Origin of the sequence: Nocardioides sp. NBC_00163 (genome assembly GCF_045206295.1) — a bacterium.
Classification (GTDB): domain Bacteria; phylum Actinomycetota; class Actinomycetes; order Propionibacteriales; family Nocardioidaceae; genus Nocardioides.
On record NZ_CP108155.1, the window covers coordinates 212,118 to 238,224 of the forward strand.

Below are 26,107 nucleotides of genomic sequence, written 5' to 3' on the forward strand. Positions count from 1 at the left end.
GCCCGGCCGGCGCATCCGGGTTCTCGAACACGCTCGAAACCTACCTTCCTTGACTGGACACAAGCCAAGGCAAAGACTGGCTCCATGGCACTGACCAAGAAGCAGAAGGCGATCCTGACCACCGGCGCGCTCATGGCCCAGGCGGCAGTCGCTCCGGTGATCCTGCGGGACCTGCAGACGCGCTCCGACGACGAGATCCGCGGACCGCGGATGCTGTGGCGGCTGTGGGGCAGCACCAACCTGCTCGGCGCGGCGGTCTACTGGTTCTACGGCCGCAAGCCGGCCTCCGCCCAGGCCTAGGCTCTCGCTACACCGCGAGGCTCGGTGAGGAGCCGGATCGCGAAGATCAGCTCTTCGACGTCGGCGAACCGGCGCAGGTCGCAGCCGGTGCGCTCAGAGATCCGCTCGAGCCGGTGGTAGGCGGTGTTGACGTGGACATGCAGACGCTCGGCGGCCAGCTTGGCGTTGAGGTCGCAGGCGACGTACGCCAGCATGGTCTCGATCATCACGCTGTCACGCGCGAGGTCCTCCTCGACGAACTGGCGCAGCGCCGGGCGCACCAGGCGGCGAGCGGTCGGATCCTCGCGCAGCACCAGGTAGTCGATCGTCGAGATCATCGACAGCGCCATCACGCCGGGATCCGCACCGAGGACGTCGCGAGCGATCCCTGCCTCGGCGTACGCGGCGGGCGCCGCGCCCAGGCCGGCATGCACGGTGCTGACGCCCACGGCCAGGTCGAATCCCTCCCGGGCGAGATGGCGGTAGATCCGTCGCAGGTCGGGCACGACCGTCCTGACGTCGTCGGTGGCGACGGGCAGGATCCCGACGAGCAACTCTTGGCGGATCACCGTGACCCCCTCCCGCGACGGGCCCAGCTCGGTGCGCACGTGCCGCAGCGCCTCCCTCAGGCTCCGCCCCGGGCGTAGCGGCCGCACCGGCACCGCGACCAGGACGATGATCCGGTCATCCGGTTCCAGGCCGCACCTGCGGGCGACCTCGAGCATCGGCCCCGGCCGGACCCCGCGTCCGGCGAGCAGGTCCTCGACGAGGTCCCGGCGGATCCGGTCGCCCTCGGCGAGCTCGACCTGGTGGGCGGCGAGGTAGGCCTCGGCCGCGACCGTACTGCCGACCTCGATCACCTGCATCACGTGCGAGGCCACCGGGAGCGCCGCGCGACTGGTCTCCGGGTCCGTGGCAGCGATCTCGACGATGCGCTCCCACAGCGCCACCTGACCGATGCGGAAGGCCTGCAGGAAGTCGGCGAGCGCGACCCCCTGACGAACTCGGCGGGTCGCCTGGTCCACCGTGAACTGGAAGTCCTCGCGTACGGCCGCCCGCCCCTCCTCCAGCGTCGTCAGCACCGCCAGGAAGACCGCCTCGGCATGGTCGCCGACCTCCTTGCGCAGCTCGGGATCAGGGCTGACGGCGTAGGCCGGCACCTGGTCCCAGTTGTGCTTGAGGAACAGCTCCACCGTGTGCGGGAGGTCCTCCCTGATGCCCGCGACGATGCGTTTGATCGGCTCCGTGCTCATCGCGCTCCCTCGGTGTCTCGCTGGCGGTTGCGGCGTCAACCAGATCAACGCGCGAGTGTGGCGACAGTCACGCTCAACCCGGTTTGTGATCTGTCTCCATCGGCGTTGTCGCGCCCTCACACATTTCCCGACGCGCCCTTCCCAACCGAGATCTGGCTGGTGAATGGTGCTATGTGTCGGGGGTCACAAAACTCGGACCCTGCCCACGCCAGGAGTGATTACACATGGGGACGCACAACCCGGATGGCCCTGCTCGGGTCTCCAGACGATCGTTCGTCGGATACGTCATCGGCGGAACCACGCTGATCGCAGCCGCAGACCTGGGGCTGGCTCCCTCGGCCGCCCACGCGGTGCCGGTGCCCTCGGTGCCGCAGGTCCCCGAGGTCTATGACCTCAACGACTTCTTGACCCACTGCGCGATGCCGACCTCGAACCTGATCGCGATCGAGGTCGACGAGAAGGGGCACGCCCACTTCGCACTCCCGCGGATGGAGGTAGGCCAGGGCATCACCACGGCCGTGGCCATGCTGATCGCCGAGGAACTCGACCTCCCGGTCGACCACGTGCACGTCACCCTGGCGCCGGCCCGTCCTGAGCTGCTCTTCAACCAGCTGACCGGCGGCTCCAACACGATCATCTCGATGTACACCCCGGTCCGCGTGGCCGCCGCCATCGCCCGCAAGGCGCTGCTCGAGGCGGCCGCGATCCTGCTCGGGGGCGCGGTGACTCAGCTGATCTCCAAGGACGGCGTGATCAGCCTCCCGGACGGGTCCTCGGTGACGTACGGCGAGGCCGCCGCCAAGGCGGCGCAGCCGACGACCGAGAAGGTCGAGGTCGAGCTGAAGGAGACCTCGGATCACCAGATCGTCGGCAAGCCCCATCGCCGCGTCGACGCGCGCGCCGCCGTGACTGGCAAGAAGAAGTTCGCGATGGACCTCGACGTCCCCAACGCGCTGCCCACGATGGTCTGCCGCGCACCCGAGCTCAACGGCACGCCGGAGTCGATCAACAACAAGGGCGAGGTCGAGACGATGCCCGGCGTCACCCACGTCGAGATCATCCCCACCGGCGTCGCGGTCCGGGCCAAGACCTTCGGTCAGTGCATCGACGCCGTGCGCGCGCTGGACGTGACCTGGAACTCCGGCACCGTGACCACGATGTCGGCCAAGCACATCAAGCAAGAGCTCAAGGCCGGGCAGATCCCGCTGGCGGTGCCGAAGATCGGGGCGACCTCGGTCGACGGCGAGTTCACCTTCCACTTCCGCAGCGGCTCGGCCCTCGAGCCCAACTGCGCGGTCGCCGACGTACGCGACGGCAAGGCCACCGTCTGGGGAGGCCTGAAGTCGCCGATCGACGCCCAGGGCAGGATCGCCAAGGCGCTCGGCCTCCCGCAGACCAGCGTGGAGGTCAACGTGGTCCAGGGCGGCGGGTCCTTCGGGCGCAAGCTGTTCAGCGACGCCGCCGTCGAGGCCGCCCACGCGTCCAAGGCGTTCGGCGCGCCGGTCAAGTTGATGTGGCACCGCGCCGACGAGCCGCGCCAGGGTCGGGTGCACCCGATGGCGGTCTCCCAGATCCGGGCGACGGTGCTGGCCGGCAGCATCCTCACCTTCGAGCAGCGCCACGCCAGCGTGGCCTGTGACTTCACCCATGGTCTTGGCGAGCGGCTGACCGCGGAGGTGGCGGCGCTGCCGACCGGTCTGTCGAATCTGACCTTCTCGGAGTCGATCTTCATGCTCGCCACCGAGCTGCCCTACAACTTCGGGGTCGTCACCCAGCTGCTCAACGAGCCGAAGCCCGCGGTCGACCGGTTCAACACCAGCTCGGTCCGCAACATCTACTCCCCCGACGTCGCCACGGCCAGCGAGCTGATGGTCGACCAGCTCGCCAAGAAGCTGAAGCTGGACCCGGTCGCGTTCCGGCGCAGGTACCTCAAGAGCAACACCGTCAAGCGGGTGCTCGACCGCGCCGCCGAGCTCGGCGACTGGGGCCGCTCGATGCCCGCCGGCACGGCGCAGGGCATCGCCATCCACAAGGAGTACAAGGGCGCCACCGCCGTCCTCGTCGAGATCGACTGCCGCCCCGAGACGGTCAACCGGGAGGTGCGCGACGCGGTCACCGGACCTCGGATCACCAAGGCCGTCGTGGTCGCCGATGTCGGCCTGGTGATCAACCCGGCCGGCGTGAAGGCCCAGATGATGGGTGGCTTCTCCGACGGGATGTGCCAGGCGCTGACCTACAGCAACCACCTGGTCGACGGGCAGTTCCTGGAGGCCAGCTGGGACAACTCGGCCTACACCCGGCAGTGGAACGTGCCGTTCGAGTTCGAGTGCGAGGTGATGGAGTCGCACGGCAGCCAGCCGGGCGGCGTCGGTGAGGCCGGGGTGGCCGCTTCGATGGCCGCCGTCGCGTGTGCCTACGCCCGCGCGACCGGCGAGGTGCCGACGGAGTTCCCGATCAACTTCCACGAGCCGCTCCACTTCGAGCCCAAGTCCTTCATCCCGTCCGTCCCCGAGTCGCCGACCGACGGCCTCGCCTACACGTTCTGAGGTCTTCGATGCCTTCTCACACCTTCCAGCTCAACGGCGAGACCGTCACCGTCGACGTCGAGGACGACGTCCGCATCCTGTGGGTGCTGCGCGATGTCCTCGGTGTCACCGGCCCGAAGTACGGCTGCGGCATCAACGTCTGCAAGGCCTGTACGTCGCACATCAACGGCAAGGCGTTCAACCCGTGCTCGGTGCGTGTCGCCGACATCGGCGCCGACGACGAGATCACCACCATCGAGGGGCTTGCCGACACCGCGCCCGGCGACGGCCTGCACCCGATGCAGGAGGCCTGGCTCGAGCACGACGTCGCCCAGTGCGGCTACTGCCAGCCCGGCCAGATCATGACCGCCGTCGCCCTCGTCAACAAGGTCCGCAAGGAGGGCCGCGCCATCACCGAGGCCGACCTCGACACGATCCGCAACGTGTGCCGCTGCGGGACGTACTCCCGGATCCGGGAGGCCATCAAGACCGGACAGGACGCGATGGCCCGGGGGCTCTAAGAGCGCGTTCGGGAACTCGGCGTCGAGTCAGGCGTCGTCCAGTGCGTGCGATCGCAAGGCGGAGGAGGGAGGCGGCCCGGTGTTGGCCGTCGACCGACGACAACGCCGCGAGCGTGCGTGATGGGCGGCGCCTGGCCGGCGCTTCCGGGTTCCCGAACGCGCTCTCAGGTCAGTCTCCGGAGAGCTTCTGCTCGATCCGCTCGACCTTCGCGGTGAGCTGGCCGGTGTAGCCGGGCCTGATGTCGGCCTTGAGCACCAGCCCGACCCGCGGGGTGACGGCGGCGACCGCGTCGACGCACTGCTTGATGACACTCATGACCTCGTCCCACTCACCTTCCAGGTTGGTGAACATGGCGTTGGTCTCGTTGGGCAGTCCGGACTCGCGGACGATGCGGATCGCCTCCGCGACAGACGCGGCCACCGAACCGTCGGGGTCGTCGGTGGTCGTGGGGGCGATCGAGAAGGCGACGAGCATGTCGAAACACTATCCAAACGTTTCGGCGGCCTGCATATAGTGGCGCCGCCGGGGGCCGAAGGTGCACCGCCGGCGGGAAGGAACCGATGAGTGAGGGACTCGACCGGCTCGCTGCCACGCTGGGCGTGCCGGCCACGCGGCTCGCGCCGCTGGAGGCGTACGACGACCAGCAGCTGGGCCGGTTCGACGATCTGGTCCAGGGAGCGATGGCCGCGGAGGACAAGGCGTTCGACGCCTCCCTCGACGAGGCACTGAAGCTGGTGCCGAAGATGCTGCGCGGGGTCGTCCAGAAGATGCTCGGAGGTAGCCGATGACCGCCCTGACCAGCGCGCTGGAGATCACCAAGCTCGCCCACGAGATGCACGTGGACGAGGCCGAGCTCGCCGAGTTCGCCACCACCTCCCCCGATGACCTCCGCGACCTGCGCGGGATCGTCTCGCACGCGATGTTCAGCCGTCACGAGTCCCGGGTGAAGGGGCTGGCCGCGGTCAGCAAGAAGCTCCCTGCGGCCGTCACCGCCAAGATCACCGAGTTCGCGATGGGCCCCATGCTCAGCGCCCGCGTCGCGGCGGTCATGGACCCGGCCGACGCCGCGAAGCTGGCCGGCCACCTGAAGCCGGAGTTCCTCGCCGAGCTCTCCGTCCACCTCGACCCGAGCCGGGTCGAGGGCATCATCGCCAAGCTCGACAGCGCGCTCGTCGTCGAGGTCGGCCGCCGCCTGCTGTCCGAGGGGCACCTGCTCACCCTGGCCAGGTTCACCGGCGTCGTACGCCCCGAGACGTCGCTCGAGGTCGTCGACGGCGCCTCGGGCGCCGAGATCCTCGAGCTCGCGCTCTTCATCGACGAGCCCTCCGTGGTCGACCCGATCCTCGCTGGGCTCTCCGACGAGACCGTTGCGGAGATCGCTGCCGCCACGGCCGAGCACGGCGAGGCCGCCGATGCCCTCCTCGCCGCGCTCCACGAGGACAGCCGCGCCAGGATCGCCTCACTGACCTGAGACGCTGGCCTTCGGTGACCTCGCGGCGGATGCCGGGGTTCACACACGTGAGCGTTGGCTGAACGACTCCCGCGTAGCCTTTCCGCGCAGGTGGGAGGGCTGGTTTCGTCAGCACGTGAACACTCCACGCCTGCTCGCCGTCCGCGCCCTGACCGCGCTGGTCCTCATCGTGCTGTCCGCGTTCTCGATGGCCGCCCCCGCATGGGCCGCGACGCCCGAGAGGCCGGCTCAGGTCGGCGCGCCGTACTCCCTCATGCAGATGAACCTCTGCCTCAGCGGCGGTGCCCGCTGCTACCCCGACACCGAGTACCCGAAGATCCTCGACGAGGCCGTCGAGCGGATCCAGGAGAACGACGTCAACGCGGTGACCTTCAACGAGGCCTGCAGCGGCGACGTCGAGAAGATCGCCGAGCGCACCGGCTACCACATGCGGTTCGCGACCGTCCTCTATCCGACGGCTCCCTACCAGTGCAAGACCCCCGGCGGACGCGGCGTCTTCGGCAACGCGGTGCTGACCAAGGAGGCCATCATGAGCGCCCAGGACGCGGCGTACTCCCGCTGGAACGGCTCCGAGCAGCGCCGCTGGCTCTGCGTGACCACCGCTCGCGGCGTGGACGTGTGCACCACGCACCTGTCCACCGACGGCGAGGCGGACCCGGCCTCCGCCAACAACCTCCAGTGCGGCGAGCTCCGCGCGGTCCTCGAGTCGCGCACCAACCCGACCGTCTTCGGTGGTGACATGAACCGGCAGGCCTCCTGCGCGCCCGAGGGCTTCTGGACGCTGACGGACGACGATGCCGCCCAGCTGCCCGGAATCCAGCACGTCTACGGGAACACCGGCCAGCCGACCCTCGAGATCGAGGGCGCGACCTACACCGACCACGACGTGATGATTGCCCGCGCCGTCATCCCCAAGCCCTGAGCTCTCCGGAGCGCCCGACGCGAAACGGCCCGCCACCCCCAGTCGGGGTGACGGGCCGTTTGTCGGCTCAGACTCAGGCGTTGACCAGGCTGCGCAGGACGTACTGCAGGATGCCGCCGTTGCGGTAGTAGTTGGCCTCACCGGGGGTGTCGATGCGGACGACCGCGTCGAACTCGACGCCCGTGTCGGTGGTGACCTTGACCGTCTTCGGGGTGACACCCTCGTTGAGCGCGGTGATGCCGGAGATCGAGAAGGTCTCCTCACCGGTCAGGCCGAGGCTGTCGGCGTTCTCGCCCTTGGGGAACTGCAGCGGGATGACGCCCATGCCGATGAGGTTGGAGCGGTGAATCCGCTCGAACGACTCGGTGATGACCGCCTTGACTCCGAGCAGCGAGGTGCCCTTGGCGGCCCAGTCGCGAGACGAGCCGGAGCCGTACTCCTTGCCACCGAGGACGACCAGCGGGGTGCCGGCCGCGGCGTAGTTCTGCGCCGCGTCGTAGATGAAGCTGACCGGAGCGTCGGGCTGGGTGAAGTCGCGGGTGTAGCCACCCTCGGTGCCCGGGGCGACCTGGTTCTTGATCCGGATGTTGGCGAAGGTGCCGCGGATCATGATCTCGTGGTTGCCTCGGCGCGAGCCGTAGGAGTTGAAGTCCCGCTGCTCGACGCCGTGCTCGATGAGGTACTTGCCGGCGGGCGAGTCCTTCTTGATGTTGCCCGCGGGGCTGATGTGGTCGGTGGTGACCGAGTCGCCCAGCTTCAGCAGCACCCGAGCACCATCGATGTCGGTGACCGGGGCCGGGGCCTTGGCCATGCCGTCGAAGTAGGGCGCCTTGCGGACGTAGGTCGACTCCTCGTCCCAGGTGAAGGTGTCACCGGTCGGGGTCGGCAGGTTCTGCCAGCGCTCGTCGCCCGCGAAGACGTCGGCGTAGTCCTTCGTGAACATGTCGGAGGAGATCGCGGTGGCGATGGTCTCCTCGACCTCGGCCGGGGTCGGCCAGATGTCCTTGAGGAAGACGTCGTTGCCGTCCTGGTCCTGGCCGAGGGGATCCTCGAACAGGTTGACGTTCATGTTGCCGGCCAGGGCATAGGCGATGACCAGCGGCGGCGACGCGAGGTAGTTCATCTTCACGTCGGGGTTGATGCGACCCTCGAAGTTGCGGTTGCCGGAGAGGACCGAGACGACGGCGAGGTCGTGCTCGTTCACCGCGGCCGAGACCTCGGGGATGATCGGGCCCGAGTTGCCGATGCAGGTCACGCAGCCGTAGCCGACCAGGTTGAAGCCGACCTTCTCCAGGTAGGGCGTGAGGCCCGACTTGTCGTAGTAGTCGGTGACGACCTTCGAGCCCGGCGCGAGGGTGGTCTTGACCCACGGCTTGCGGGTCAGGCCCTTCTCGACGGCCTTCTTGGCCAGCAGCGCCGCGCCGATCATGACCGACGGGTTGGACGTGTTGGTGCAGGAGGTGATCGAGGCGATCGTGACCGCGCCGTTCTCCAAGTCGAACTGCTGACCGTCGGCCAGGGTGACCGGGATCTTCGCGTCGGTCGCCTTGGAGGTGTACGTCGGCAGGTGACCCTCGAAGGAGGTCTTGGCGTCGGTGAGCGAGACGCGGTCCTGCGGGCGCTTCGGGCCGGCGATCGAGGGCACGACCGTGGAGAGGTCGAGCTCGAGCTTCTCCGAGAAGCGCGGCTCGGCGGCCGGGTCGTGCCAGAGGCCCTGCTCCTTGGCGTACTTCTCCACCAGCGCCAGCTGCTCCTCGGAGCGGCCGGTGAGCTTGAGGTAGTTGATGGTCTCCTCGTCGACCGGGAAGATCGCGATGGTGGAGCCGAACTCGGGGCTCATGTTGCCGATGGTGGCGCGGTTGGCCAGCGGCAGCGCCGTGACGCCGTCACCGTAGAACTCGACGAACTTGCCGACCACACCGTGCTTGCGCAGCATCTCGGTGATGGTGAGCACCAGGTCGGTCGCGGTCGAGCCCTCGGGCAGGTCGCCGTTGAGCTTGAAGCCGACCACGCGCGGGATCAGCATGGAGACCGGCTGGCCGAGCAGCGCGGCCTCGGCCTCGATGCCGCCGACGCCGAAGCCGAGGACGCCCAGGCCGTTGACCATGGTGGTGTGCGAGTCGGTGCCGACGCAGGTGTCGGGGTAGGCCTGCAGCTCGCCGTCGACCTCGCGGGTGAAGACGGTGCGGGCCAGGTGCTCGATGTTGACCTGGTGGACGATGCCGGTGCCCGGCGGGACGACCTTGAAGTCCTCGAACGCGGTCTGGCCCCAGCGCAGGAACTGGTAGCGCTCGCGGTTGCGCTCGTACTCGATCTCGACGTTGCGCTCGAACGCCTCGGGGGTGCCGAAGACCTCGGCGATCACGGAGTGGTCGATGACCATCTCGGCGGGCGAGAGCGGGTTGATCTTGGTCGGGTCGCCACCGAGCTCGGCCGCGGCCTCGCGCAGGGTGGCCAGGTCGACGATGCAGGGCACGCCGGTGAAGTCCTGCATGATCACGCGCGCCGGCGTGTACTGGATCTCCTTGTCGGGCTCGGCGGTCTCGTCCCAGCCCGCCAGGGCCTTGATGTCGTCGGCGGTGATGTTCGCGCCGTCCTCGGTGCGCAGGAGGTTCTCCAGCAGCACCTTCAGCGAGAAGGGCAGCGACTGAACGTCGAGGCCCTCACCCTTGACCGCATCCAGGCGGAAGATCTCGTAGGACTTACCGTCCACGTCCAGGGTGCTCTTGGCACCGAAGCTGTCCTTGCTGGCCAACGCGTTCATCTCCTTGCTCGCGTCCACAGTGACGTACGAATTCAAGTCTTTGAGGCCCATCCTGCCCCGGCTACCTACGCCGGGAAAACAAAGGCTCACCTAACCTTTTACGACGGAACAACCCGTCGATCTCTTGATATCAAGATACATGATGTCGAACGACATTTCGAATCACCCCGGCGCGCCGTGTTGTGACCACCGCCGCTGACAGCGATCCTCGGATGCTCCATGATTGGTCCGACCGGACCCGCCGGGCCGCTACTCGTCGGGCACTAGTGATGCGAGGAGAGCCTTGAGCACCCTGATCGCCCTCGTGGCGCTGGTGATCGCCGTGGCCGCCGCCGCTGTCGCCTGGCGCCTGCGGCGCGCCAACAAGGCGCTGCGCGCTGAGACCATCGGTCTGCTGTGGCGGCTGGAGCAGGCCGACATCTCGGCCCCGCGCACCGCCTATGCCGAGCTCCCGCCCGAGGACCGGCTGCTGAGCATCCGCATCCTCAACCCGCTCGAGCTGGCCTCGGCCCAGACCAAGGCTGCCACGATGCTGCACAAGGTACGGCCGGCGCTGCTCTCCAAGATGGTCTACGACCAGGCGGCGGAGTCGCTGCGGGAGCGGCTCGCCGACGAGGGCGTGGTGGCGGAGGTCAAGGTCCATGCTGGTCGCTAGCCTCGCGCTGCTCGGTGTGCTCGGCGCCGGTGTCGCGGTCGCTCTCGCCTTCCTGGAGCAGCGTCGTCTGGAGCAGGCCCTGGAGGACGTACGCCTCGCGGACCTGAAGGCGCGCACCTCCCTCGCCGAGGCCGAGCGTGCCGCGGACTGGCTCAGTCCCATCACCGACCCGATCACCGCACCGTTCGCGGAGGCGACCCGGTCGGTGGCCGGGGCACTGGCTCGGGTGGTGCCGTACTCCGGCCGGCGCGCGCCGCGCGTGCTCAACGCGATGCCGGTCACCACGACCGGTGACCTGCTCGGCACTCTCGGCCCGCACCTGGACGAGGCCGTCCTGGACCGCCGACAGCTGATCACCGACCTCTCCGACGACCCGACGATGGCGATGCGGATCGTCGGCGAGATCTAGCGGCTCATCTCCAGCCATTCGCTCGGCGACATCCCGTACGCGATGCGAAATCGGCGCGCGAAGTGGGAAACGCTCTTGAAGCCCCAGCGATGCGCCACACCAGTGACCGAGACACCGGTGTAGGGGCGGGCAAGGTCTTCATGCGCCCGGCTGAGCCGCTGCCGGATGATCCACTGTTCGAGGTGGAGACCGGAACGAGCGCACAGCTTGTAGAGCTGCCGAACCGAGACGTGGTGGTCGGCCGCAATACGAGACGCGTCGAGGTCGGCCTCGCCGAGATGCTGGGCGACGTACGCCTTCACTCGCATCAGCAAGACATCCTCGATCACCTCGCTACCGTCATCCTCGCCGGAAACGCTGGCCAGCAGGGCGCGCGTGAGAGCGAGAGTCGAGGCGCCCAAGGAGGCGGCGGCTACGGCATTGAGGTCGGCCGCCGCGCGGCGTACGCCGGCGAGATGGTGCCAGAACAGCGGCGCCAGCGGGCTCGTGCCGATCGACGCCAGAGCGGGGGCGACCATGCCCTCGGGCATACCGAGAACACGCAGCGGGACCTTGAGCGTCAGCGTGCGGGTGTCGGTCACGTGGTGGAGGTAGGGCTCGGTCACGAGCGTGCCCCACACACCGGCGGGCCCGACCGAGACGTCGTGACCGAGATGCTGGTGCACGCCGCGACCCTCCAGGCCGCACGTCAACAGCACGACCTCTTCGCTCGGGTCGGGGCTGCGGGGTGAGCGGCGCAGGGTGTGGCCGGAACAGCGGGTGTCGAAGACGGTCACCCCACCGATGTCCCACTGGTCCATGGCCATGTGGAGGCGCTCGCCCGCGCGGTCAGGACTCATGAACGTCGCGGACGCCGCGCTGGTGATGGTCTCGGTGATCGCCGCGCGGCGATCACGCACGGGCACTGCAGCACTGTCGAAGACGAGCATGGCAGCCTTCCGGACTCGGAGAACGGGCCTTCGACGGGAGCCCGAGTCGCCCCGATGTGACGACGATATCTCCCAATCCGCGTCCCTGGGTGCACGGAGCATGTCCCTCCGCGCCCTTTCTGGCCGCGGCCGAGGCCGAGCGTCGCCGACCGGCCGCAGGATCGAGGACGGGCACCGATCGGGTGGTGTCGACCTGCACATCCGACCAAGGAGCATTCGATGTCCCGACCACTCTCACTGTCGAGCACGGCCCGTCCAGCCGTGCTGGTGCCGATCCTCGTTCTGCTGGCCGCTCTCCTGACGGGCGCAACCCAGTCCTCGCGAGCCGGCGCGGCGGTCGCTGCCGGAGACACGGCGGCCAAGCCGACCGTCGTCCTCGTCCACGGTGCCTTCGCCGACGCCTCGGGCTGGAACGATGTCGCCACCCGCTTGGCCGCGAAGGGGTACCCGGTCCTGGCGCCGCCCAACCCGCTGCGTGGCCTGACCTCCGACACCGCGTACCTGAAGACGTTCCTCTCCACCATCGCCGGACCGATCGTGCTGGTCGGCCACTCCTACGGCGGCGCGGTGATCACGAACGCCGCCACCGGGAACCCGGACGTCAGAGCGCTTGTCTACGTCGCCGCGTACGCCCTGGACGAGGGCGAGAACGTCGCCGAGGCCAACGAGCTCGGCGGTGGGCACTCCGACCTGCTCGAGCACATCATCGTCCGTCCCTATCCGGGTGCGCCCGAAGGTGACGGCGACGTGTACGTCGATCCGCAGGCGTTCCGCTCGATCTTCGCCCATGATCTGCCGCGCGCCCAGACGGTGGCGATGGCTGCCGGCCAGCGGCCCGCGACGTTCGGGGCACTGATCACGCCGTCTGCCGAACCGGCTTGGCGGACGGTGCCGTCCTGGTATCTGATCGCCGGCGACGACCAGCTCATCCCGCCGCCCGCCCAGGCCGCGATGGCTGAGCGTGCCGAGGCTCGGACCCGCACGGTGGACAGCTCGCACGTCGCGATGATGAGCCACCCACGAGCCACCACCGAGATGATCCTCCAAGCCGCGTACGCCACCACCCGGAACCACCGGCCATGAGCACGGTGATGAACGCCATCATCACCGACGACGGCACCGAGATCCACTATCGCGACTGGGGCAGCGGCAGACCCGTCGTCCTGTCCCATGGCTGGCCACTCAATGCCGACAGCTGGGAGTCGCAGCAGCTCTTCCTGGCCGAGCACGGCTATCGATCGATCGCCCACGACCGGCGTGGCCACGGCCGGTCCACCCAGACGTGGGAGGGCAATGACATGGACACCTACGCCGACGACCTGGAGTGCCTGCTCTCGACCCTCGACCTGCGAGAGGTCACCCTGGTGGGCTTCTCCACCGGAGGCGGGGAAGTGGTCCGTTTCCTGGCTCGCCACGGGTCCGGCCGGGTGCGCCAGCTGGTCCTCGTCTCGGCCGTGCCGCCCTTCATGACCCGTACGTCCGACAACCCCGAGGGTCTACCGGCAGAGGTCTTCGACGAACTGCGCACCGGCTCGCGGGCCGACCGATCCCAGCTCTACCGCGACCTCGCCGACGGCCCGTTCTTCGGCAACAACCGTGCAGGCGCCGTCGTCTCACGGGGCGTACGCGACTCGTTCTGGCTGCAGGGGCTTCAGGCAGGCACACGGAACGCCTACGAGTGCATCGCGGCGTCCTCGGCGACCGACTTCCGCGACGACCTCGCGTTGATCGACGTCCCGACCCTGGTCATCCACGGCGACGACGACCAGATCGTCCCACTCGCCGTGGGCGGCGGCCGGTCGGCCGAACTGGTCGATGGCGCCCAGCTGATCGTCTACCCCGGCGCCCCGCACGGCATCGCCGACACCCACAAGGAGCAGCTCAACGCCGACCTGCTCCGGTTTCTCGACTCATGACAGACAGATCAGCCAAGGAGCACGCCATGCCAGACCTTCCTACCACCAAGCCCGACACCGTCGTACTCGTTCACGGACTGTGGATGACCCCACGCAGCTGGGAGGGATGGGTGAAGCACTATGAGGCCAAGGGCCTCACGGTGATCACCCCCGCCTATCCCGGCTTCGAGATCGAGGTCGAGGCGCTGCGTGAGAACCCGGACGTCATCGCGAACCTGACGGTGCCTGAGACCGTCGACCACCTCGCGAAGGTCGTCGAGTCACTGCCCGATCCGCCGATCATCATCGGGCACTCCTTCGGCGGAACCTTGACCCAACTGCTGCTCGCCCGCGGTCTCGGCGCCGCCGGTGTCGTCGTCGACTCGGCACCGACCGAGGGCGTACGGGTCAACCCGATCTCCCAGGCCCGCTCCCTGTTCCCGGCCCTGAAGAACCCCGCCAACCGGCACCGGGCGGTCGCCTTCACCCCCGAGGAGTTCCACTACGCCTTCACCAACACCCTGACCGAGGAGGAGTCGCTGAAGGCCTGGGAGCGCTATGCGATCGGCGCCCCGGGCAACTGGGTGTGGGAGTACGGGCTGTTCGCCAACTTCAAGCCGGGCCACCAGGACACCTGGGTCGACTACAGCGCCGACCGCGCCCCGCTGCTCTTCATCGCCGGGGAGAAGGACCACATCATGCCGCCGTCGGTGAACCGATCGAACGCCAAGCACTATTCCAAGTCGCCGGCCGTCACCGACTACCACGAGTTCGAGGGCCGCGACCACTGGATCTGTGCCGCTCCGGGGTGGGAGGAGGTGGCCGATCACGCCTTGGACTGGGCGCTTCGGAACGCGTCCCCGGTGCCGGGCACGGTCACGACCTGAGGGCGACGATCCGCTCCCGGAAGCGTGTCCGCTCGTCGTCGGTGAGCGGCACCGCGAGCTCCTCGACGTAGGCCATCACCTCGTCGAGCCCGATCTCGCGGTGCTCGGTCTCCTCGCCCTCACGGCGGATGGTGACGGTGTTGTGGGTGAGGCTGAGGTGTCGGTCCTCGAGGAGCTTGGTCACGATCAGCCGGTGACGGAAGTGCACCGTCGGGTGGGTGCTGGTGTAGTGGTGGCCGATCGCGACGTCGCTGGGCACCACCAACGCCTCGTCGTGAGTGTGCATGAGGTCCCAGCCATCGTCCTTGGCCCGCTCCAGCGCCCAGCCGTGCTCGCCCCACCGCACCCGATGGGTGATGCCCCGGACCTCGTCGACCGCCCCGTCGACCAGTGGGATCGGACGCCACACGCTCAGCCCGAACCCGGGATCGGCCAGCAGCCGCTCCCCGTCGAGCTCGACGATGGCCACCAGATGCGTACGTCCCGCCGCGGTCGGGTCGGCGCCCACCCGCGCCAGCCGCCGCTCGACGGCGAAGCCCAGCCGGTCCAGCACCGCCGCGAACAGCGTGCCGTGCTCGAAGCAGTAGCCGCCTCTCCCCCGGCCCACGAACTTCTGCTGCACGTCGGGAAGGTCTACGCCGGGATGCTGGTCGAGCAGCACGTCGATGTTGTCGAAGGTGAAGGTGCGGAGGTGGGCGTCATAGATCTCCTCCAGCGCATCCCGGGAAGGGCCGGGTGGCTCGGCCACCCCGATCCGGTCGAGATACGCCATCAGGTCGAGCCGGTCGGTCCCCCACAGGTCATCGCTCACAGGATGAATCTCTACCGGCATCTCGCCATACCCGCAACGGACTATGTGTCCGTGCGCGCCGAACCCGTGTCGCCGACATGAGCGCTCGGCGGCACGCCGTACTGGCGCCGGTACTCCCGACTGAACTGCGAGGCGCTCTGGTAGCCGACCGCGTGCGCGACCCCGGTGACGTCGCCCGCCCGCCCCGCGAGGATCACCCGCGCCTCGTGCAGGCGCAGCTGCTTCTGGAACCGGATCGGGCTCATGCCCGTGACCGTGCGGAAGGTGCGGTGGAAGGCCGACTCGCTCATCCCCGCCATCCGCGCGAGCTCCGCGACCGATACCGGGTCGGCGGGGTTGTCGCGGATCCAGCGAACCGCCCGGCCGACGTCGTGGAGACGACTGTCTGCCAGACCGAGCTGACGCACCGTGGCGCCCTGCTCGCCCGTCATCAGCCGCCACAGGATCTCCCGCTCGATCAGCGGCGCCAGCACCCGGATGTCCCGCGGGCGGTCCAACAGCCGCAGCATGCGGACCGCGGCGTCGATCAGATCCTCGTCCGCCCTACTCACCGCGAGTGCCGGCGCGGCGTCAGAGGAGCGGCGCCAGACGGGCTCGGCCGCAGGATCGAGCAGCAGCTCGGCGATCACCGACGGCCGCAGCCGTAGGCCGAAGCCGAGCGCGGGGCGCTGCACGCTCGCCTCTGTGTAGTGACCTCTCACCGGAAGGTCCAGGGAGGTCACCAGGAACTGACCGGGTCCGTACTCATGGATCCGGTCGCCGACAGAGAGAGTCTTGCGCCCCTGGGCGATCAGGGCGAACACCGTGCCGGAGAGAGACACCGCCGCCGGATCACCGGGACCGGTCACCATCGACACCAGAACGCCGCTCGCGGCGGTGCTCGTCCCCCGCTGGGCGTGCCGGGCGATCAGGCTCCGCAACTGCTCCATCGACATGTGGACAGTGAACCAGGTGGCATGCCGGTTCGTGCCTGACCAAGCAGGATCAGGCAAGAGCAGAGGAGGATCCGTCTACTTCTGAAGCGCTCCGGACGGTTGGCTGGGTGACATCTCCTCCAACCGACCAGAGAGACCGACCACATGTCTGCATCATCAACGCCCACCGTCCCCGTCGCCGTGGTCACCGGAGCCAGCTCCGGGATCGGACGTGGCGCCGCAGTCCAGCTCGCCCTTCGTGGCACCGGAGTCGTCATCACGTACAACCGCAACCCCGATGGAGCACGCCAGGTCATCGACGAGATCACCGAGCTCGGCGGTGTCGCCGTCGCACTCCCCCTGGACATCGTCCGCCCTGAGTCCTTCCCCGAATTCCGCGACCAGGTCAGCGAGGTGCTGGCCGAGCGCTGGCAGACCGATCGCCTCACCGCGCTCGTCAACAATGCCGGCGTCGGCGGGGTTCCGTTGATGTTCTCCGACACCACCGAGGAGCAGTTCGACGCCTTCATGGAGGTCAACCTGCGTGGTCCCTATTTCCTCACCCAGTCGCTTCTGCCACTGCTCGCGGACGGCGGGGCGGTCGTCAACGTCACCAGCAACGCGACCGGGGCCGGGCTCACGCCGGGCTACTCGGCGTACGCGATCTCGAAGGGTGGCATGGCGACGCTGACCCGCTACCTGGCCAAGGAGCTCAGCCCGCGCGGGATCCGGGTCAACGCTGTCTCCCCCGGCGTCACCCGCACCCGGCTCGGCGGTGACGCGTTCGCCAAGCATCCCGAGATGATCCCCGCGATCGCCGAACAGACGGCGCTCGGCCGGATCGGCGAGCCCGAGGACGTCGGGCTGATGATCGCAGCGCTGGCCTCCGAGGAGGGACGGTGGGTGACCGCCCAGGAGATCGAGGTCTCCGGCGGCTACAACTTCTGACCGGCCCGGCCGCGAGCCTAGGCCTGGCCCGCGTCGTGCACGACGATCGCGACCTGCACCCGGTTGACGACGCCGAGCTTGCCGAAGAGGCGAGACACGTGCGCCTTCACGGTCGCCTCGCTCATGAACAACGAAGCCGCAACCTCTGCGTTGGACGCGCCAGACCCGACCGCGAGCGCCACCTCACGCTCGCGATCGGACAGCGCGGCCAGTCGGTCCGCGGCAGACCTGCGCCGGTCCGAGGCCTGGGCGTCACCGACATGCGACAGCAGCGTGCGGGTCACTGACGGCGAGAGCATCGCCTCGCCCGAGGCGACCAGGCGTATCGCCCCCACGATCTCGGCCGGCGGGGTGTCCTTGAGCAGGAAACCGCCCGCGCCGGCTCGCAGTGCGCTCATCACCTGCTCGTCCGCCTGGAAGGTGGTCAGCACGATCACGTGAGGCGGTGGGTGCAGCTGGCGCAGCGCAGCGGTGGCGGTTATGCCGTCCATCTCCGGCATCTGGATGTCCATCAGTACGACGTCGGGCCTGTGCTGGCGGACCGCAGCAACCGCGCGGACGCCGTCGGACGCCTCGCCGACCACCTCCAGGTCCGCGGCCGAGGACAGGATCGTTCGTAGACCGGCGCGTACCAAGGCGTCGTCGTCGACCAGCAGAACTCGCATCCTCACCACCGCAGCTCGGCGTCAACCACGAAGTCGCCAGATCCGTCCGGCCCGTGCACGAGCGTGCCGCCGGCGAGGGTCACCCGCTCCTGGAGACCGAGGAGACCGGCACCGGAACCCGGAAGTGCCGGCCGGGCATGGGCATGAACGGGCAGCGGGTTGCTGACGCTGACGTGCAGCCCGCTGCCTGCCGCACCACGGACACGCACCCGCGCCGCCGTGCCGCGGGCGTGCTTGCCGATGTTGGTCAGGGCTTCCTGGACGATGCGATAGGCATCTCGACCCAGCGCGCTGGGCGCCGTGTCGACTCGGTCGACCCGCATCTCGAAGTCGATCTTCGCACCGGTCTGCCGAGTCTCCTCGACCAGGCGAGGGATGTCCGTCAGAGTGGGCTGCGGTGCGGCTGTGGCGACCTCGTGCCCGGGCTCCGCGCGCAGAACCCCGACGACGCCACGTAGTTCCTCGAGAGCCTGGCGGGCCGTCGAGCGCAGCAGCACGGCAGTCTCCCGCACCTTCTCCGCCGGCAGATCGGGCCGGACTTCCAGGCCGCCTGCGTGCAGGGCGATCAGCGAGATCCGGTGCGCGAGCACGTCGTGCATCTCGCGGGCGATCCGGGTCCGTTCGGCCATACGTGCGTTCTCGGTGCGCACGAACTGGTCGGCCTCCGCACGCAGCGCACGCTCGCGCAGTGTGTGCAGGAGCTGACGTCGGGCACGGACGAACATCCCCCAAGCAGTGGCCGCGAGCACCATCGCGAGGGCCAGGAGCAACACCGTCGGTGCGTCGGTCCGTCCACTGTAGATCGCGTAGCCGATGGCCTGCGGGACCCACAAGATCGCGACCAGGAGCACCTGCCGGACGCTGCGGCGCACCGCCAGGGAGGAGAGCGCAAGCAGGCCCGCGATCGTCGCAGCCGCCGAGAACACACCGAGCACGACACAGAGAAGCGCGACACCGAGCGGCCACCGGCGCCGCCACCACAACGCGAGGCAGCAGATGGCCCCGCCCACGGCATCGATGATCAGCTGCGAGCCGGTCAGCGGATGAACGGTGTCGTGCACCCCTTGGATCAGGATGAGTACGCCGAACGTGACCGCGACGAGGAACCCGACGGTGTCGACGACCCAGTCGCGCGCCGTACGGGGACCGACCCTGTCCAGCAGCGCTGGATCGAACTGTGCCGCCAGTGACACCGGCATCAGCTGCTTGGCCCAGATCATTCGTGGCCTGACATGACCTCAGTATAGGCGGCCCGTTCGCGCCAGTGACACCAACGAAGGTCGACGCGGACCCGCGACGAAAGGCGCGATTCGCTCGGCCTCGCGAGCTCTTTTGGTGGTGCGGTCCTAGCCCGCCGCCCGATGTGCGAAGACTCGTCCAGCGGCCACGCTTGCCGACATGATCACAACAACCGCTCTCTCGAAGAGCTACCGCAATGCCCCGGTCGTACGTGATGTCTCTCTTCACTGCGAACCCGGCACCATCACTGGCTTCCTGGGCCCCAACGGCGCGGGAAAGTCCACCACCATGAGGATGCTCGTCGGTCTTGCTCGACCCGACCACGGGACGTCCTTGATCGCCGGTCACCCGTTCGTCGAGCTGCCCAATCCCACGCGAGTGGTCGGGACCTTGCTCGACCCTTCGGCGATGCACGCCGGGCGTACCGGTCGCGCGACCCTGACCATCGCCGCGCGAATGGCTGGTGTGTCGACCGATCGGGTCGACGAGCTGCTGGACCGCGTCGGACTGGCAGACGCGGCCGACCGACGAGTGGGCGGCTACTCCCTCGGCATGCGGCAGCGCCTGGGGATCGCCCAGACGCTCGTCGGCGACCCGCACGTGCTGATCCTGGACGAGCCGGCGAACGGGCTGGACCCCGAAGGCATCGCCTGGATGCGTCGGCTGCTGCGCGACTTCGCCGACCGTGGTGGCACCGTGCTGCTCTCCAGTCACCTGCTGCACGAGGTGCAGGCGACCGCCGACCATCTCGTCGTCATCTCCCAGGGCGCCGTGGTCGCGTCCGGCCCGATGGACGAGCTGCTGGCCAGCTCGAGCCTGTTGGTGCGCACCTCCGACCCGGAAGCACTCGCCGCCGCCCTCCGCGCCGCCCGTGTGGACTACGTCGCCGGCCCGGACCAGACGTTCGTCGTCGACATGGTCGGCGGGGCCGTGACCACAGAGACGGTGGCTCGCATCGCGTTCGAGAAGCAGGTGCTCCTCACCGAGCTGCGCCACTCCGACGCGGGCGGTCTCGAACAGCTCTTCTTCTCACTCACCGCCGCGGACGCGGCACCAACCCAGGAGGCAGCAGCATGACCACCACGATGACTCATCCTGTCGGCACCGCCGACTCCACGTCGCAAGACGTGATGTTCCCCGCCATCCCGTTCAGTCGCCTGCTTCGTGTCGAATGGGGCAAGGCGTCCGACACCCGAGCCTCACGGTGGTTGCTCGCCGCGGTCGCGGTGTCGACAGTGGGCCTCATGCTGGTGCCGATCGTGTCCCCGTCGAGCATCGAGCAGTCCTACACGAGCTACCTCGGATTCGCGGCGGTCGCCCTGAGCATCCTGCTGCCTGTGGTGGCGATCCTGACCCTGACGAGCGAGTGGAGCCAGCGCACCAACCTCACGACGTTCACCCAGGAGCCGCGGCGCATGCGGGTCGTCATCGCCAAGATCATGGTCTCCCTGATGCTCGGTGTCGGCGCCGCGGTGTTCGGCGCGCTGGTCACCGCTGTGGGTCTCGGCGTTGCCGCAGCGTCAGGTCGGACACTCGAGGCCGACCTCAGCATCGGCCTCATGGTGGCCTTCCTGGCGTACGTGCTGCTCAACATCATGACGGGCGTGGCGCTCGGTGCGCTGATGCACAACTCGGCGGCCGCGATCGTCGCCTCCTTCGTGCTGCCCATCGGGTTCGCGCTTCTGGGTACGGCATCGCAGGTGGTGGCCAACTGGCTCGACTACTCGACCGCCTTCACCTGGCTGCTCAACGGCCAATGGTCCGGCCACACGGCGCAGATCCTCGTCGCCATAGTCCTGTGGGTGGCGGCACCGCTGGCCGTCGGTCTCGTCCGCACGGTGCGTCGCGAGATCAACTGACCCACGAATTCGCGCCACATGGTGTGCACACACCCGTGCCCCACCGCAGAAGTCGGCCTCAGGCGCTTCCCGCCGCAGTCTCATGCGGCAGGTCCCTGGTGAAGGCCAGTGAGAGCAGGGCAAGGAATGCCGCGGCGAGCAGCCCGGCTTTGAGCGCTTGTAGCTGTGCGGACTCGTAGTCCTCGACGAGCGCCTCGGTGGTCGGCTCGTCCAGCCCAGCCTCCTGGGCAGCTGCTCCGATCTGGTCAGCGGACACGAAGTCGATTCCGGACCCGACAGCCACACCGACCTGCTCGGAGACCGCGCTGCTGATCCGCTCATCGGAAGAGATGTTGGATACGAAAGCGCTGGTGAGCCCCGACAGCACGATCGCCCCCAGCAGGGCCACGCCCAGTGACGAGCCGAGCTGCTGGCCGGTGAACTGCAGCCCGCCGGCCTCTCCCCGACCCGAGGCGTCGACCGAGGACTGCACGACGTTGCCGAGCTGCGATGCGATCAGACCCATCCCCACGCCGAGCACCGCCATCGACCAGGCGAAGCTCGAGTCGTCCAGCTCCGGCTCGATCGTGGCCAAGAGCAGCACGGCTGCGACCATGCTCGTCGCCAGACCGGCCCGCACGATCGACCGGATGGCGAAGCGGCGGGACAGCCGTGACCCGGCTGCCGAGGCGAGGAACATGGTGATGGAGACGGGCAGCATCCTGAGGCCTGTATCCAGGGCATCGAGCCCAATCACCAGCTGCAGATACAACGGAATCGTGAAGAAGACGCCCATCAGGATCAGGTTCTGGCTGAACAGGCCGACCAAGCCGGAGCGCAGCGGGGCGATCTTCAGCAGCGCCAGGTGCACCAGCGGGTCGCGTCCACTACTCTCTCGGCGAGCCTGCCACGCCTTGAAGCCCCACAACAGGACCGCCCCGAGGCCGATCACGAAAACCGTCAGTGAGAATCCGAACGGCGTCACCGGGGAGTCGTCTGTCGGCTTGACCCACCCCCAGGTGCTCGACTGCAGCACCCCGAGCACGACCAGGCCCAGGCCCGTGGCAGACAGCACGGTGCCCACGATGTCGAGTCTCGGTGCCGGTCCGGTCCTCACCGCGTCGGCCACCTTCGGGGTCATCACCAGGATGAGGGCCACCAACAGCACCTCACCGGCGAAGATGATCCGCCACGAGTACTCGGTGGTCGCCCAACCACCCAGGATCGGCCCCACGGCGATCCCGGCACCGGCGACCCCGCCGATCACGGCGTAGGCCGCCTTCCGCGAGGCGCCCTCGAAGTTGCCTGCAATCAGCGCCACCATCGCCGGAAGCACCAGGGCCGCACCGAGCCCTTCCAGCACCGACCAACCCAGCGTCAGTACGGCCACCGACGGCGCCAACGCCGTCATCGCCGAACCGCACGCGTAGATGACCAGACCGATGACGAACGTCTTGCGCCGACCGATGATGTCGCCGATCTTGCCGCCGGTCAGCATGAACATCGCCATCACCAGGCAGTAGAGCGTGATCACCGCCTGGATCGTGGTCACCGTCGTGTCGAAGTCCGCCACCAGCGCGCTGATCGAGACGTTCATCGCCGACTGGTCCAGCACCATGACGAACTGGGCGATGGCCAACGCCACCAGCGGCAACCAGTTCGTCTTCGGCGTTGAGTTCGTCTGCGTCTCCTGGGAATCACCCGCGGTCATGGTTGCTCGCCTCCTCGATGCGTTCGGTCAGCTCGATCCTCGGCGGGTACGAAGTGACAGACAGGTCACGGGCACCACCTGGCTGAGGAAACTGTCTCTCTGTACCGTCGCAGGCCCAGGTCGCCGTCGCGTCACCCGCTGCGGGCGAGGCGCAGGGCTACATTCGCCGCTGGAACTGCTCCAGCCTGCGTTCCTGAACCTCATCCCCAACGTGTGAGCGAGGTGCCTTCATCGCGAATCGCTGCGCCTCAGGTCAGAGTCGGGCTCTAGCGAGCAGCGCGACACATTCGACGTGATGCGTCATCGGGAACAGGTCGAAGGCACGCAGCGTACGCAGCCGGTAGCCGTGCTCGGCGAAGATCGCGACGTCGCGAGCAAGTGCGGCGGGGTCGCAGGCGACGTACGCGACCTTCCGAGGCGAACGCGCGACGACGGCCTCGACGACCTTCCGTCGGGCACCCTCACGGGGCGGGTCGAGGACGACGAGGTCGAAAGGACCTTCCTCGAGGCGTCCCAGCTCCGTGGCGACATCACCGGCGCTGACCTCGGCGGTGGGGACGTTGCCCACCGAGAGAGCGGAGGCGGTCTGGTCGCCCTCGACGGCGACGACACGTCCGGTGGGACCGACCCGGTCGGCGAGGAAGGCGGAGAAGAGGCCGACGCCGGCGTAGAGGTCCAGGACGGTGTCGCCCGGGGCAGGCGAGAGGGCGGACAGCACCGCGGAGACCAGCGTCGAGGGCGCGCCGGGGTGGACCTGCCAGAAGCCGTCTGCGGAAACCTCGAAGGAGTGCTCCGCTCCCCCGACGGCGACCTGCTCCACGACCGTCCCGGCACCCGGCTCGCGGGCGTCGGTGGTGGCGATCAGGCAGTCGTCGACGGGGATGACGTCGTGGGAGCGGTACTTCCGCATGCCTCGGCCGCCACCCGGGGCGGTCGTGTAGCGCTGACGGGTCCGCCAGCGCAGCCCGTCCTCATCCCCAGGGACTGCCTCGACGGCCAGTTCGGACACCAGCGGGTCCGAGGCCGACAGGCCACCCAGGCGGACCAGCTGCTCGCGCAGCACCGTCGCCTTCAGCTCGCGCTGAGCGGACACGGAGACGTGCTGGAAGTCGCAGCCGCCGCACAGGCCCGGACCGGCGTACGGGCATGGCGGAACGACCCGTTCCGGTGCGGCCGAGACCACCGAGACCGCGTCGCCGCGCCAGAACCGGTCGCCGGCGGTTCCCTCGGTGATCTCGACGACGACCTGCTCACCGGGCAGGGCGTGGCGTACGAAGACGACGCGGGAACCCTCCCTGGACGTGCCGGTCTCGATCTGCACCCGGGCGACGAAGTGGCCACCGTGGGCGACCGGGCCGACCTCGACCTCGAAGCGACGACCGACGTACGACTCGCCCTTCGAGGCCTTGGGACGGGGCCGCCGCCCACGGGGCGCGGGACGCTGCGGGCGGCTCATCGGCGTCCGCTTCCGCGACGCAGGCCAGGCGCGAGCCAGTATTCCTCGCGCAGCTCCTCGGCGCGCTCCTTGCCGGAGGCGAGCTGGTAGGGCACGGAGATGACCATGACACCCGGGGTGAACAGCAGCCGGCCCTTGAGCCGCAGCGCCGTCTGGTTGTGGAGGAACTGCTCCCACCAGCGGCCGACGACGTACTCGGGGATGTAGACCGCCACGACGCCACGCGGGTTGGCGTCCCGGATCGCCGAGGCGTACTCGACGACGGGTCGGATCAGCTCGCGGTAGGGCGAGTGGAGCACCTTCAGCGGCATCGGCAGGTTGCGTTCGTCCCACTGCTTCAGCAGCTCGGCGGTGTCGGAGTCAGAGGTCGAGACGGTCACGGCCTCGAGCGCGTTGGGCCGGGTCGCCTGGGCGAAGGCCAGCGCTCGCAGCGTCGGCTTGTGGAGCTTGGAGACCAGCACGATCGCGTGGACCCGGGTCGGCATGACCTTGTCCTGCTCGTCCGCGGCCAGCTCGCGAGCGACGTTGTCGTAGTGGCGCCTGATCCCCAGCATGACGACGTAGAAGAAGCCCATCGCCAGGATCGTGATCCAGGCGCCGGCGAGGAACTTGGTGATCAGCACGATCACCAGCACGACCGAGGTCATCCCGAGACCGAAGGTGTTGATCGCCCGCGAACGCTGCATCCGGCGCCGCTCGCTCGGGTCCCGCTCGGTGGCGAGATGGCGGGTCCAGTGGCGGATCATGCCGAGCTGGCTGAGGTTGAACGAGACGAAGACTCCGACGATGTAGAGCTGGATCAGCTTGGTGGTCTGCGCCTCGAAGACGATGATCAGCGCGATCGCCAGCACCGCCAGGAAGACGATGCCGTTGCTGTAGGCGAGCCGGTCGCCACGCGCCCCGAGCGACCGGGGCGCGTAGCCGTCCTTGGCGAGGATCGAGCCGAGCACCGGGAAGCCGTTGAACGCGGTGTTGGCGGCGAGCACCAGGATGATGCCGGTGACGGTGATGACGAAGTAGAAGCCCGGCGGGAAGTCGTTGAACACCCCGGCCGCGATCTGGGAGATCACCGGGTGCTGCTCGTAGCCGTCCGGGACCGCGTCGCCGGCGGCAGTGCGAAGGTTGTCGAGCGCGTGCGGGTCGACGTAGCGGATGCTCATCTGGTTTGCCAGCACGATGATGCTCATCATCATCGTGATCGCGATCAGGCCGAGCAGCAGCAGCGTGGTGGCGGCGTTCTTGCTCTTCGGCCGCTGGAAGGCGGGTACGCCGTTGGAGATCGCCTCCACACCGGTCAGCGCCGCACAGCCGGACGAGAACGCGCGGGCGAGCAGGAAGATCAGCGCCACCTGGTTGAGCGTGCCCTCCCAGCCCTCCTCGGGGCGGATGTGGAGGGCGGCACTCTCGGCCTCCGGCAGGTTGCCGGTCACCAGCAGGACCATCCCGTAGATGCCCATGCCGAGGATGGCGAACATGAACAGGTAGGTCGGGATCGCGAAGAACGTCCCGGACTCGCGCACGCCGCGCAGGTTCGTCGCGGTGAGCAGCACGATCGCGATCGAGGCGACCAGGACCTCGTGACCGATCAGGCTGGGGATCGCGCTGGCGGCGTACTGCGCGGCGTTGGAGATCGACACCGCCACCGTCAGCACGTAGTCGACCAGCAGGGCGCTGGCCACGGTCACGCCCGCCTTACGCCCCAGGTTGACCGTCGCGACCTCGTAGTCGCCGCCGCCGCTCGGGTAGGCGTGCACCGTCTGCCGGTAGGAGGTGACCACGGTCAGCATCACCAGGGCGACGACCAGGCCGATCTTCCAGGACCAGGCGTACGCCGAGGCTCCCGCCACCGCCAGCATGATGAAGATCTCGTCGGGCGCGTAGGCCACCGAGGAGAGGGCGTCGCTGGCGAAAACGGGTAGCGCGATGCGCTTCGGCAGCAGCGTCTCACCCAGCTGAGAGCTACGGAGCTTGCGACCGATCAGGATCCGCTTGGAGACATCACCAACACCCACAA

25 protein-coding genes are annotated in these 26,107 nt (G+C 68.6%); 14 read left to right on the forward strand and 11 right to left on the reverse strand.

Going from position 1 to position 26,107, the window contains the following annotated elements; translation table 11 throughout:
* The first annotated feature begins 84 nt into the window (after window positions 1-84).
* The gene (locus OG801_RS01060) at window positions 85-300 is read left to right on the forward strand and encodes a hypothetical protein (protein WP_355019503.1); all 216 of its coding nucleotides are present in this window, start codon (window positions 85-87) and stop codon (window positions 298-300) included.
* Here OG801_RS01060 and OG801_RS01065 read toward each other — a convergent pair.
* The gene (locus OG801_RS01065; RefSeq protein WP_406033003.1) at window positions 297-1,532 is read right to left on the reverse strand and encodes a PucR family transcriptional regulator; all 1,236 of its coding nucleotides are present in this window, start codon (window positions 1,530-1,532) and stop codon (window positions 297-299) included. The two genes, OG801_RS01060 and OG801_RS01065, sit on opposite strands and share 4 nt — an antisense overlap.
* 224 nt (window positions 1,533-1,756) lie before the next feature.
* On the opposite strand from OG801_RS01065, the gene OG801_RS01070 reads away from it, so the two are divergent.
* Together OG801_RS01070 and OG801_RS01075 are read left to right on the forward strand one after the other, a co-directional pair.
* Window positions 1,757-4,078, forward strand: a complete 2,322-nt coding sequence (locus OG801_RS01070; protein WP_406033005.1) for a molybdopterin cofactor-binding domain-containing protein — start codon at window positions 1,757-1,759, stop codon at window positions 4,076-4,078.
* An 8-nt stretch (window positions 4,079-4,086) separates the two neighbouring features.
* Window positions 4,087-4,578: a (2Fe-2S)-binding protein gene (locus OG801_RS01075; protein ID WP_350720292.1), complete on the forward strand. Its 492-nt coding sequence runs from the start codon at window positions 4,087-4,089 to the stop codon at window positions 4,576-4,578.
* Window positions 4,579-4,747: 169 nt separating this feature from the next.
* On the opposite strand, the gene OG801_RS01080 is transcribed toward OG801_RS01075, so the two are convergent.
* On the reverse strand, window positions 4,748-5,053 hold the full coding sequence (locus tag OG801_RS01080) for an MTH1187 family thiamine-binding protein (protein ID WP_406033007.1): 306 nt from the start codon (window positions 5,051-5,053) through the stop codon (window positions 4,748-4,750).
* A gap of 86 nt (window positions 5,054-5,139) precedes the next feature.
* Between OG801_RS01080 and OG801_RS01085 the strand changes: the two genes are divergently transcribed.
* The 3 genes from OG801_RS01085 (at window position 5,140) to OG801_RS01095 (ending at window position 6,972) form a co-directional block, all read left to right on the forward strand.
* Window positions 5,140-5,367 (forward strand): hypothetical protein, encoded by a 228-nt coding sequence (locus OG801_RS01085; protein WP_355019507.1) that lies wholly within the window; start codon window positions 5,140-5,142, stop codon window positions 5,365-5,367.
* Window positions 5,364-6,050, forward strand: a complete 687-nt coding sequence (locus tag OG801_RS01090; protein WP_355019508.1) for a hypothetical protein — start codon at window positions 5,364-5,366, stop codon at window positions 6,048-6,050. Before OG801_RS01085 ends, OG801_RS01090 begins: the two co-directional genes overlap by 4 nt.
* A 115-nt stretch (window positions 6,051-6,165) precedes the next feature.
* Window positions 6,166-6,972 (forward strand): endonuclease/exonuclease/phosphatase family protein, encoded by an 807-nt coding sequence (locus OG801_RS01095; RefSeq protein ID WP_406033009.1) that lies wholly within the window; start codon window positions 6,166-6,168, stop codon window positions 6,970-6,972.
* A gap of 73 nt (window positions 6,973-7,045) precedes the next feature.
* Here the strand turns inward: OG801_RS01095 and acnA are convergent, their stop codons facing one another.
* A complete protein-coding gene (gene acnA / locus OG801_RS01100; RefSeq protein WP_406033011.1) occupies window positions 7,046-9,736 on the reverse strand; it encodes an aconitate hydratase AcnA in 2,691 nt (896 codons plus the stop codon).
* A 283-nt stretch (window positions 9,737-10,019) separates the two neighbouring features.
* On the opposite strand from acnA, the gene OG801_RS01105 reads away from it, so the two are divergent.
* Together OG801_RS01105 and OG801_RS01110 are read left to right on the forward strand one after the other, a co-directional pair.
* Window positions 10,020-10,391, forward strand: coding sequence for a hypothetical protein (locus OG801_RS01105; protein ID WP_355019510.1), 372 nt, complete (start codon window positions 10,020-10,022; stop codon window positions 10,389-10,391).
* Window positions 10,378-10,800, forward strand: a complete 423-nt coding sequence (locus tag OG801_RS01110) for a hypothetical protein (protein WP_406033014.1) — start codon at window positions 10,378-10,380, stop codon at window positions 10,798-10,800. The genes OG801_RS01105 and OG801_RS01110 overlap by 14 nt, the downstream gene beginning before the upstream one ends.
* On the opposite strand, the gene OG801_RS01115 is transcribed toward OG801_RS01110, so the two are convergent.
* A complete protein-coding gene (locus tag OG801_RS01115; protein WP_406033016.1) occupies window positions 10,797-11,705 on the reverse strand; it encodes a helix-turn-helix domain-containing protein in 909 nt (302 codons plus the stop codon). The two genes, OG801_RS01110 and OG801_RS01115, sit on opposite strands and share 4 nt — an antisense overlap.
* A 243-nt stretch (window positions 11,706-11,948) precedes the next feature.
* On the opposite strand from OG801_RS01115, the gene OG801_RS01120 reads away from it, so the two are divergent.
* From OG801_RS01120 to OG801_RS01130, 3 genes are read left to right on the forward strand one after another with little or no spacing between them, the layout of a single operon-like run.
* Window positions 11,949-12,812 carry an alpha/beta fold hydrolase gene (locus OG801_RS01120; RefSeq protein ID WP_406033017.1) on the forward strand — a complete coding sequence of 288 codons (864 nt, stop codon included), beginning with the start codon at window positions 11,949-11,951 and terminating at the stop codon, window positions 12,810-12,812.
* On the forward strand, window positions 12,809-13,645 hold the full coding sequence (locus OG801_RS01125; protein ID WP_406033019.1) for an alpha/beta fold hydrolase: 837 nt from the start codon (window positions 12,809-12,811) through the stop codon (window positions 13,643-13,645). Before OG801_RS01120 ends, OG801_RS01125 begins: the two co-directional genes overlap by 4 nt.
* Before the next feature lie 26 nt (window positions 13,646-13,671).
* Window positions 13,672-14,511, forward strand: a complete 840-nt coding sequence (locus OG801_RS01130) for an alpha/beta hydrolase (protein ID WP_406033022.1) — start codon at window positions 13,672-13,674, stop codon at window positions 14,509-14,511.
* On the opposite strand, the gene OG801_RS01135 is transcribed toward OG801_RS01130, so the two are convergent.
* Complete coding sequence (locus tag OG801_RS01135) at window positions 14,501-15,322, reverse strand: arylamine N-acetyltransferase (RefSeq protein WP_406033024.1); 822 nt, start codon at window positions 15,320-15,322, stop codon at window positions 14,501-14,503. The genes OG801_RS01130 and OG801_RS01135 overlap by 11 nt on opposite strands.
* Window positions 15,323-15,363: 41 nt before the next feature.
* A complete protein-coding gene (locus OG801_RS01140; RefSeq protein ID WP_406033025.1) occupies window positions 15,364-16,257 on the reverse strand; it encodes an AraC family transcriptional regulator N-terminal domain-containing protein in 894 nt (297 codons plus the stop codon).
* Between the two features lie 144 nt (window positions 16,258-16,401).
* Here OG801_RS01140 and OG801_RS01145 point away from each other — a divergent pair, with 144 nt between their 5' ends.
* Entirely contained in the window at window positions 16,402-17,184 is a 783-nt protein-coding gene (locus OG801_RS01145; protein ID WP_406033027.1) for an SDR family NAD(P)-dependent oxidoreductase, read from the forward strand.
* Between the two features lie 17 nt (window positions 17,185-17,201).
* On the opposite strand, the gene OG801_RS01150 is transcribed toward OG801_RS01145, so the two are convergent.
* Together OG801_RS01150 and OG801_RS01155 are read right to left on the reverse strand one after the other, a co-directional pair.
* Entirely contained in the window at window positions 17,202-17,849 is a 648-nt protein-coding gene (locus tag OG801_RS01150; RefSeq protein WP_355019515.1) for a response regulator transcription factor, read from the reverse strand.
* Between the two features lie 2 nt (window positions 17,850-17,851).
* Window positions 17,852-19,069: a sensor histidine kinase gene (locus OG801_RS01155; protein WP_406033029.1), complete on the reverse strand. Its 1,218-nt coding sequence runs from the start codon at window positions 19,067-19,069 to the stop codon at window positions 17,852-17,854.
* A gap of 178 nt (window positions 19,070-19,247) precedes the next feature.
* On the opposite strand from OG801_RS01155, the gene OG801_RS01160 reads away from it, so the two are divergent.
* On the forward strand, window positions 19,248-20,165 hold the full coding sequence (locus OG801_RS01160; RefSeq protein ID WP_406033031.1) for an ABC transporter ATP-binding protein: 918 nt from the start codon (window positions 19,248-19,250) through the stop codon (window positions 20,163-20,165).
* Complete coding sequence (locus OG801_RS01165; protein WP_406033033.1) at window positions 20,162-20,947, forward strand: hypothetical protein; 786 nt, start codon at window positions 20,162-20,164, stop codon at window positions 20,945-20,947. Before OG801_RS01160 ends, OG801_RS01165 begins: the two co-directional genes overlap by 4 nt.
* A gap of 58 nt (window positions 20,948-21,005) precedes the next feature.
* Here OG801_RS01165 and OG801_RS01170 read toward each other — a convergent pair whose 3' ends face one another.
* The 3 genes from OG801_RS01170 to OG801_RS01180 form a co-directional block, all read right to left on the reverse strand.
* The gene (locus OG801_RS01170) at window positions 21,006-22,637 is read right to left on the reverse strand and encodes an MFS transporter (RefSeq protein ID WP_406033034.1); all 1,632 of its coding nucleotides are present in this window, start codon (window positions 22,635-22,637) and stop codon (window positions 21,006-21,008) included.
* Between the two features lie 253 nt (window positions 22,638-22,890).
* Window positions 22,891-24,093, reverse strand: coding sequence for a class I SAM-dependent RNA methyltransferase (locus OG801_RS01175; RefSeq protein WP_406033036.1), 1,203 nt, complete (start codon window positions 24,091-24,093; stop codon window positions 22,891-22,893).
* Complete coding sequence (locus OG801_RS01180; protein WP_355019521.1) at window positions 24,090-26,105, reverse strand: APC family permease; 2,016 nt, start codon at window positions 26,103-26,105, stop codon at window positions 24,090-24,092. Before OG801_RS01180 ends, OG801_RS01175 begins: the two co-directional genes overlap by 4 nt.
* Window positions 26,106-26,107: the final 2 nt, after the last annotated feature.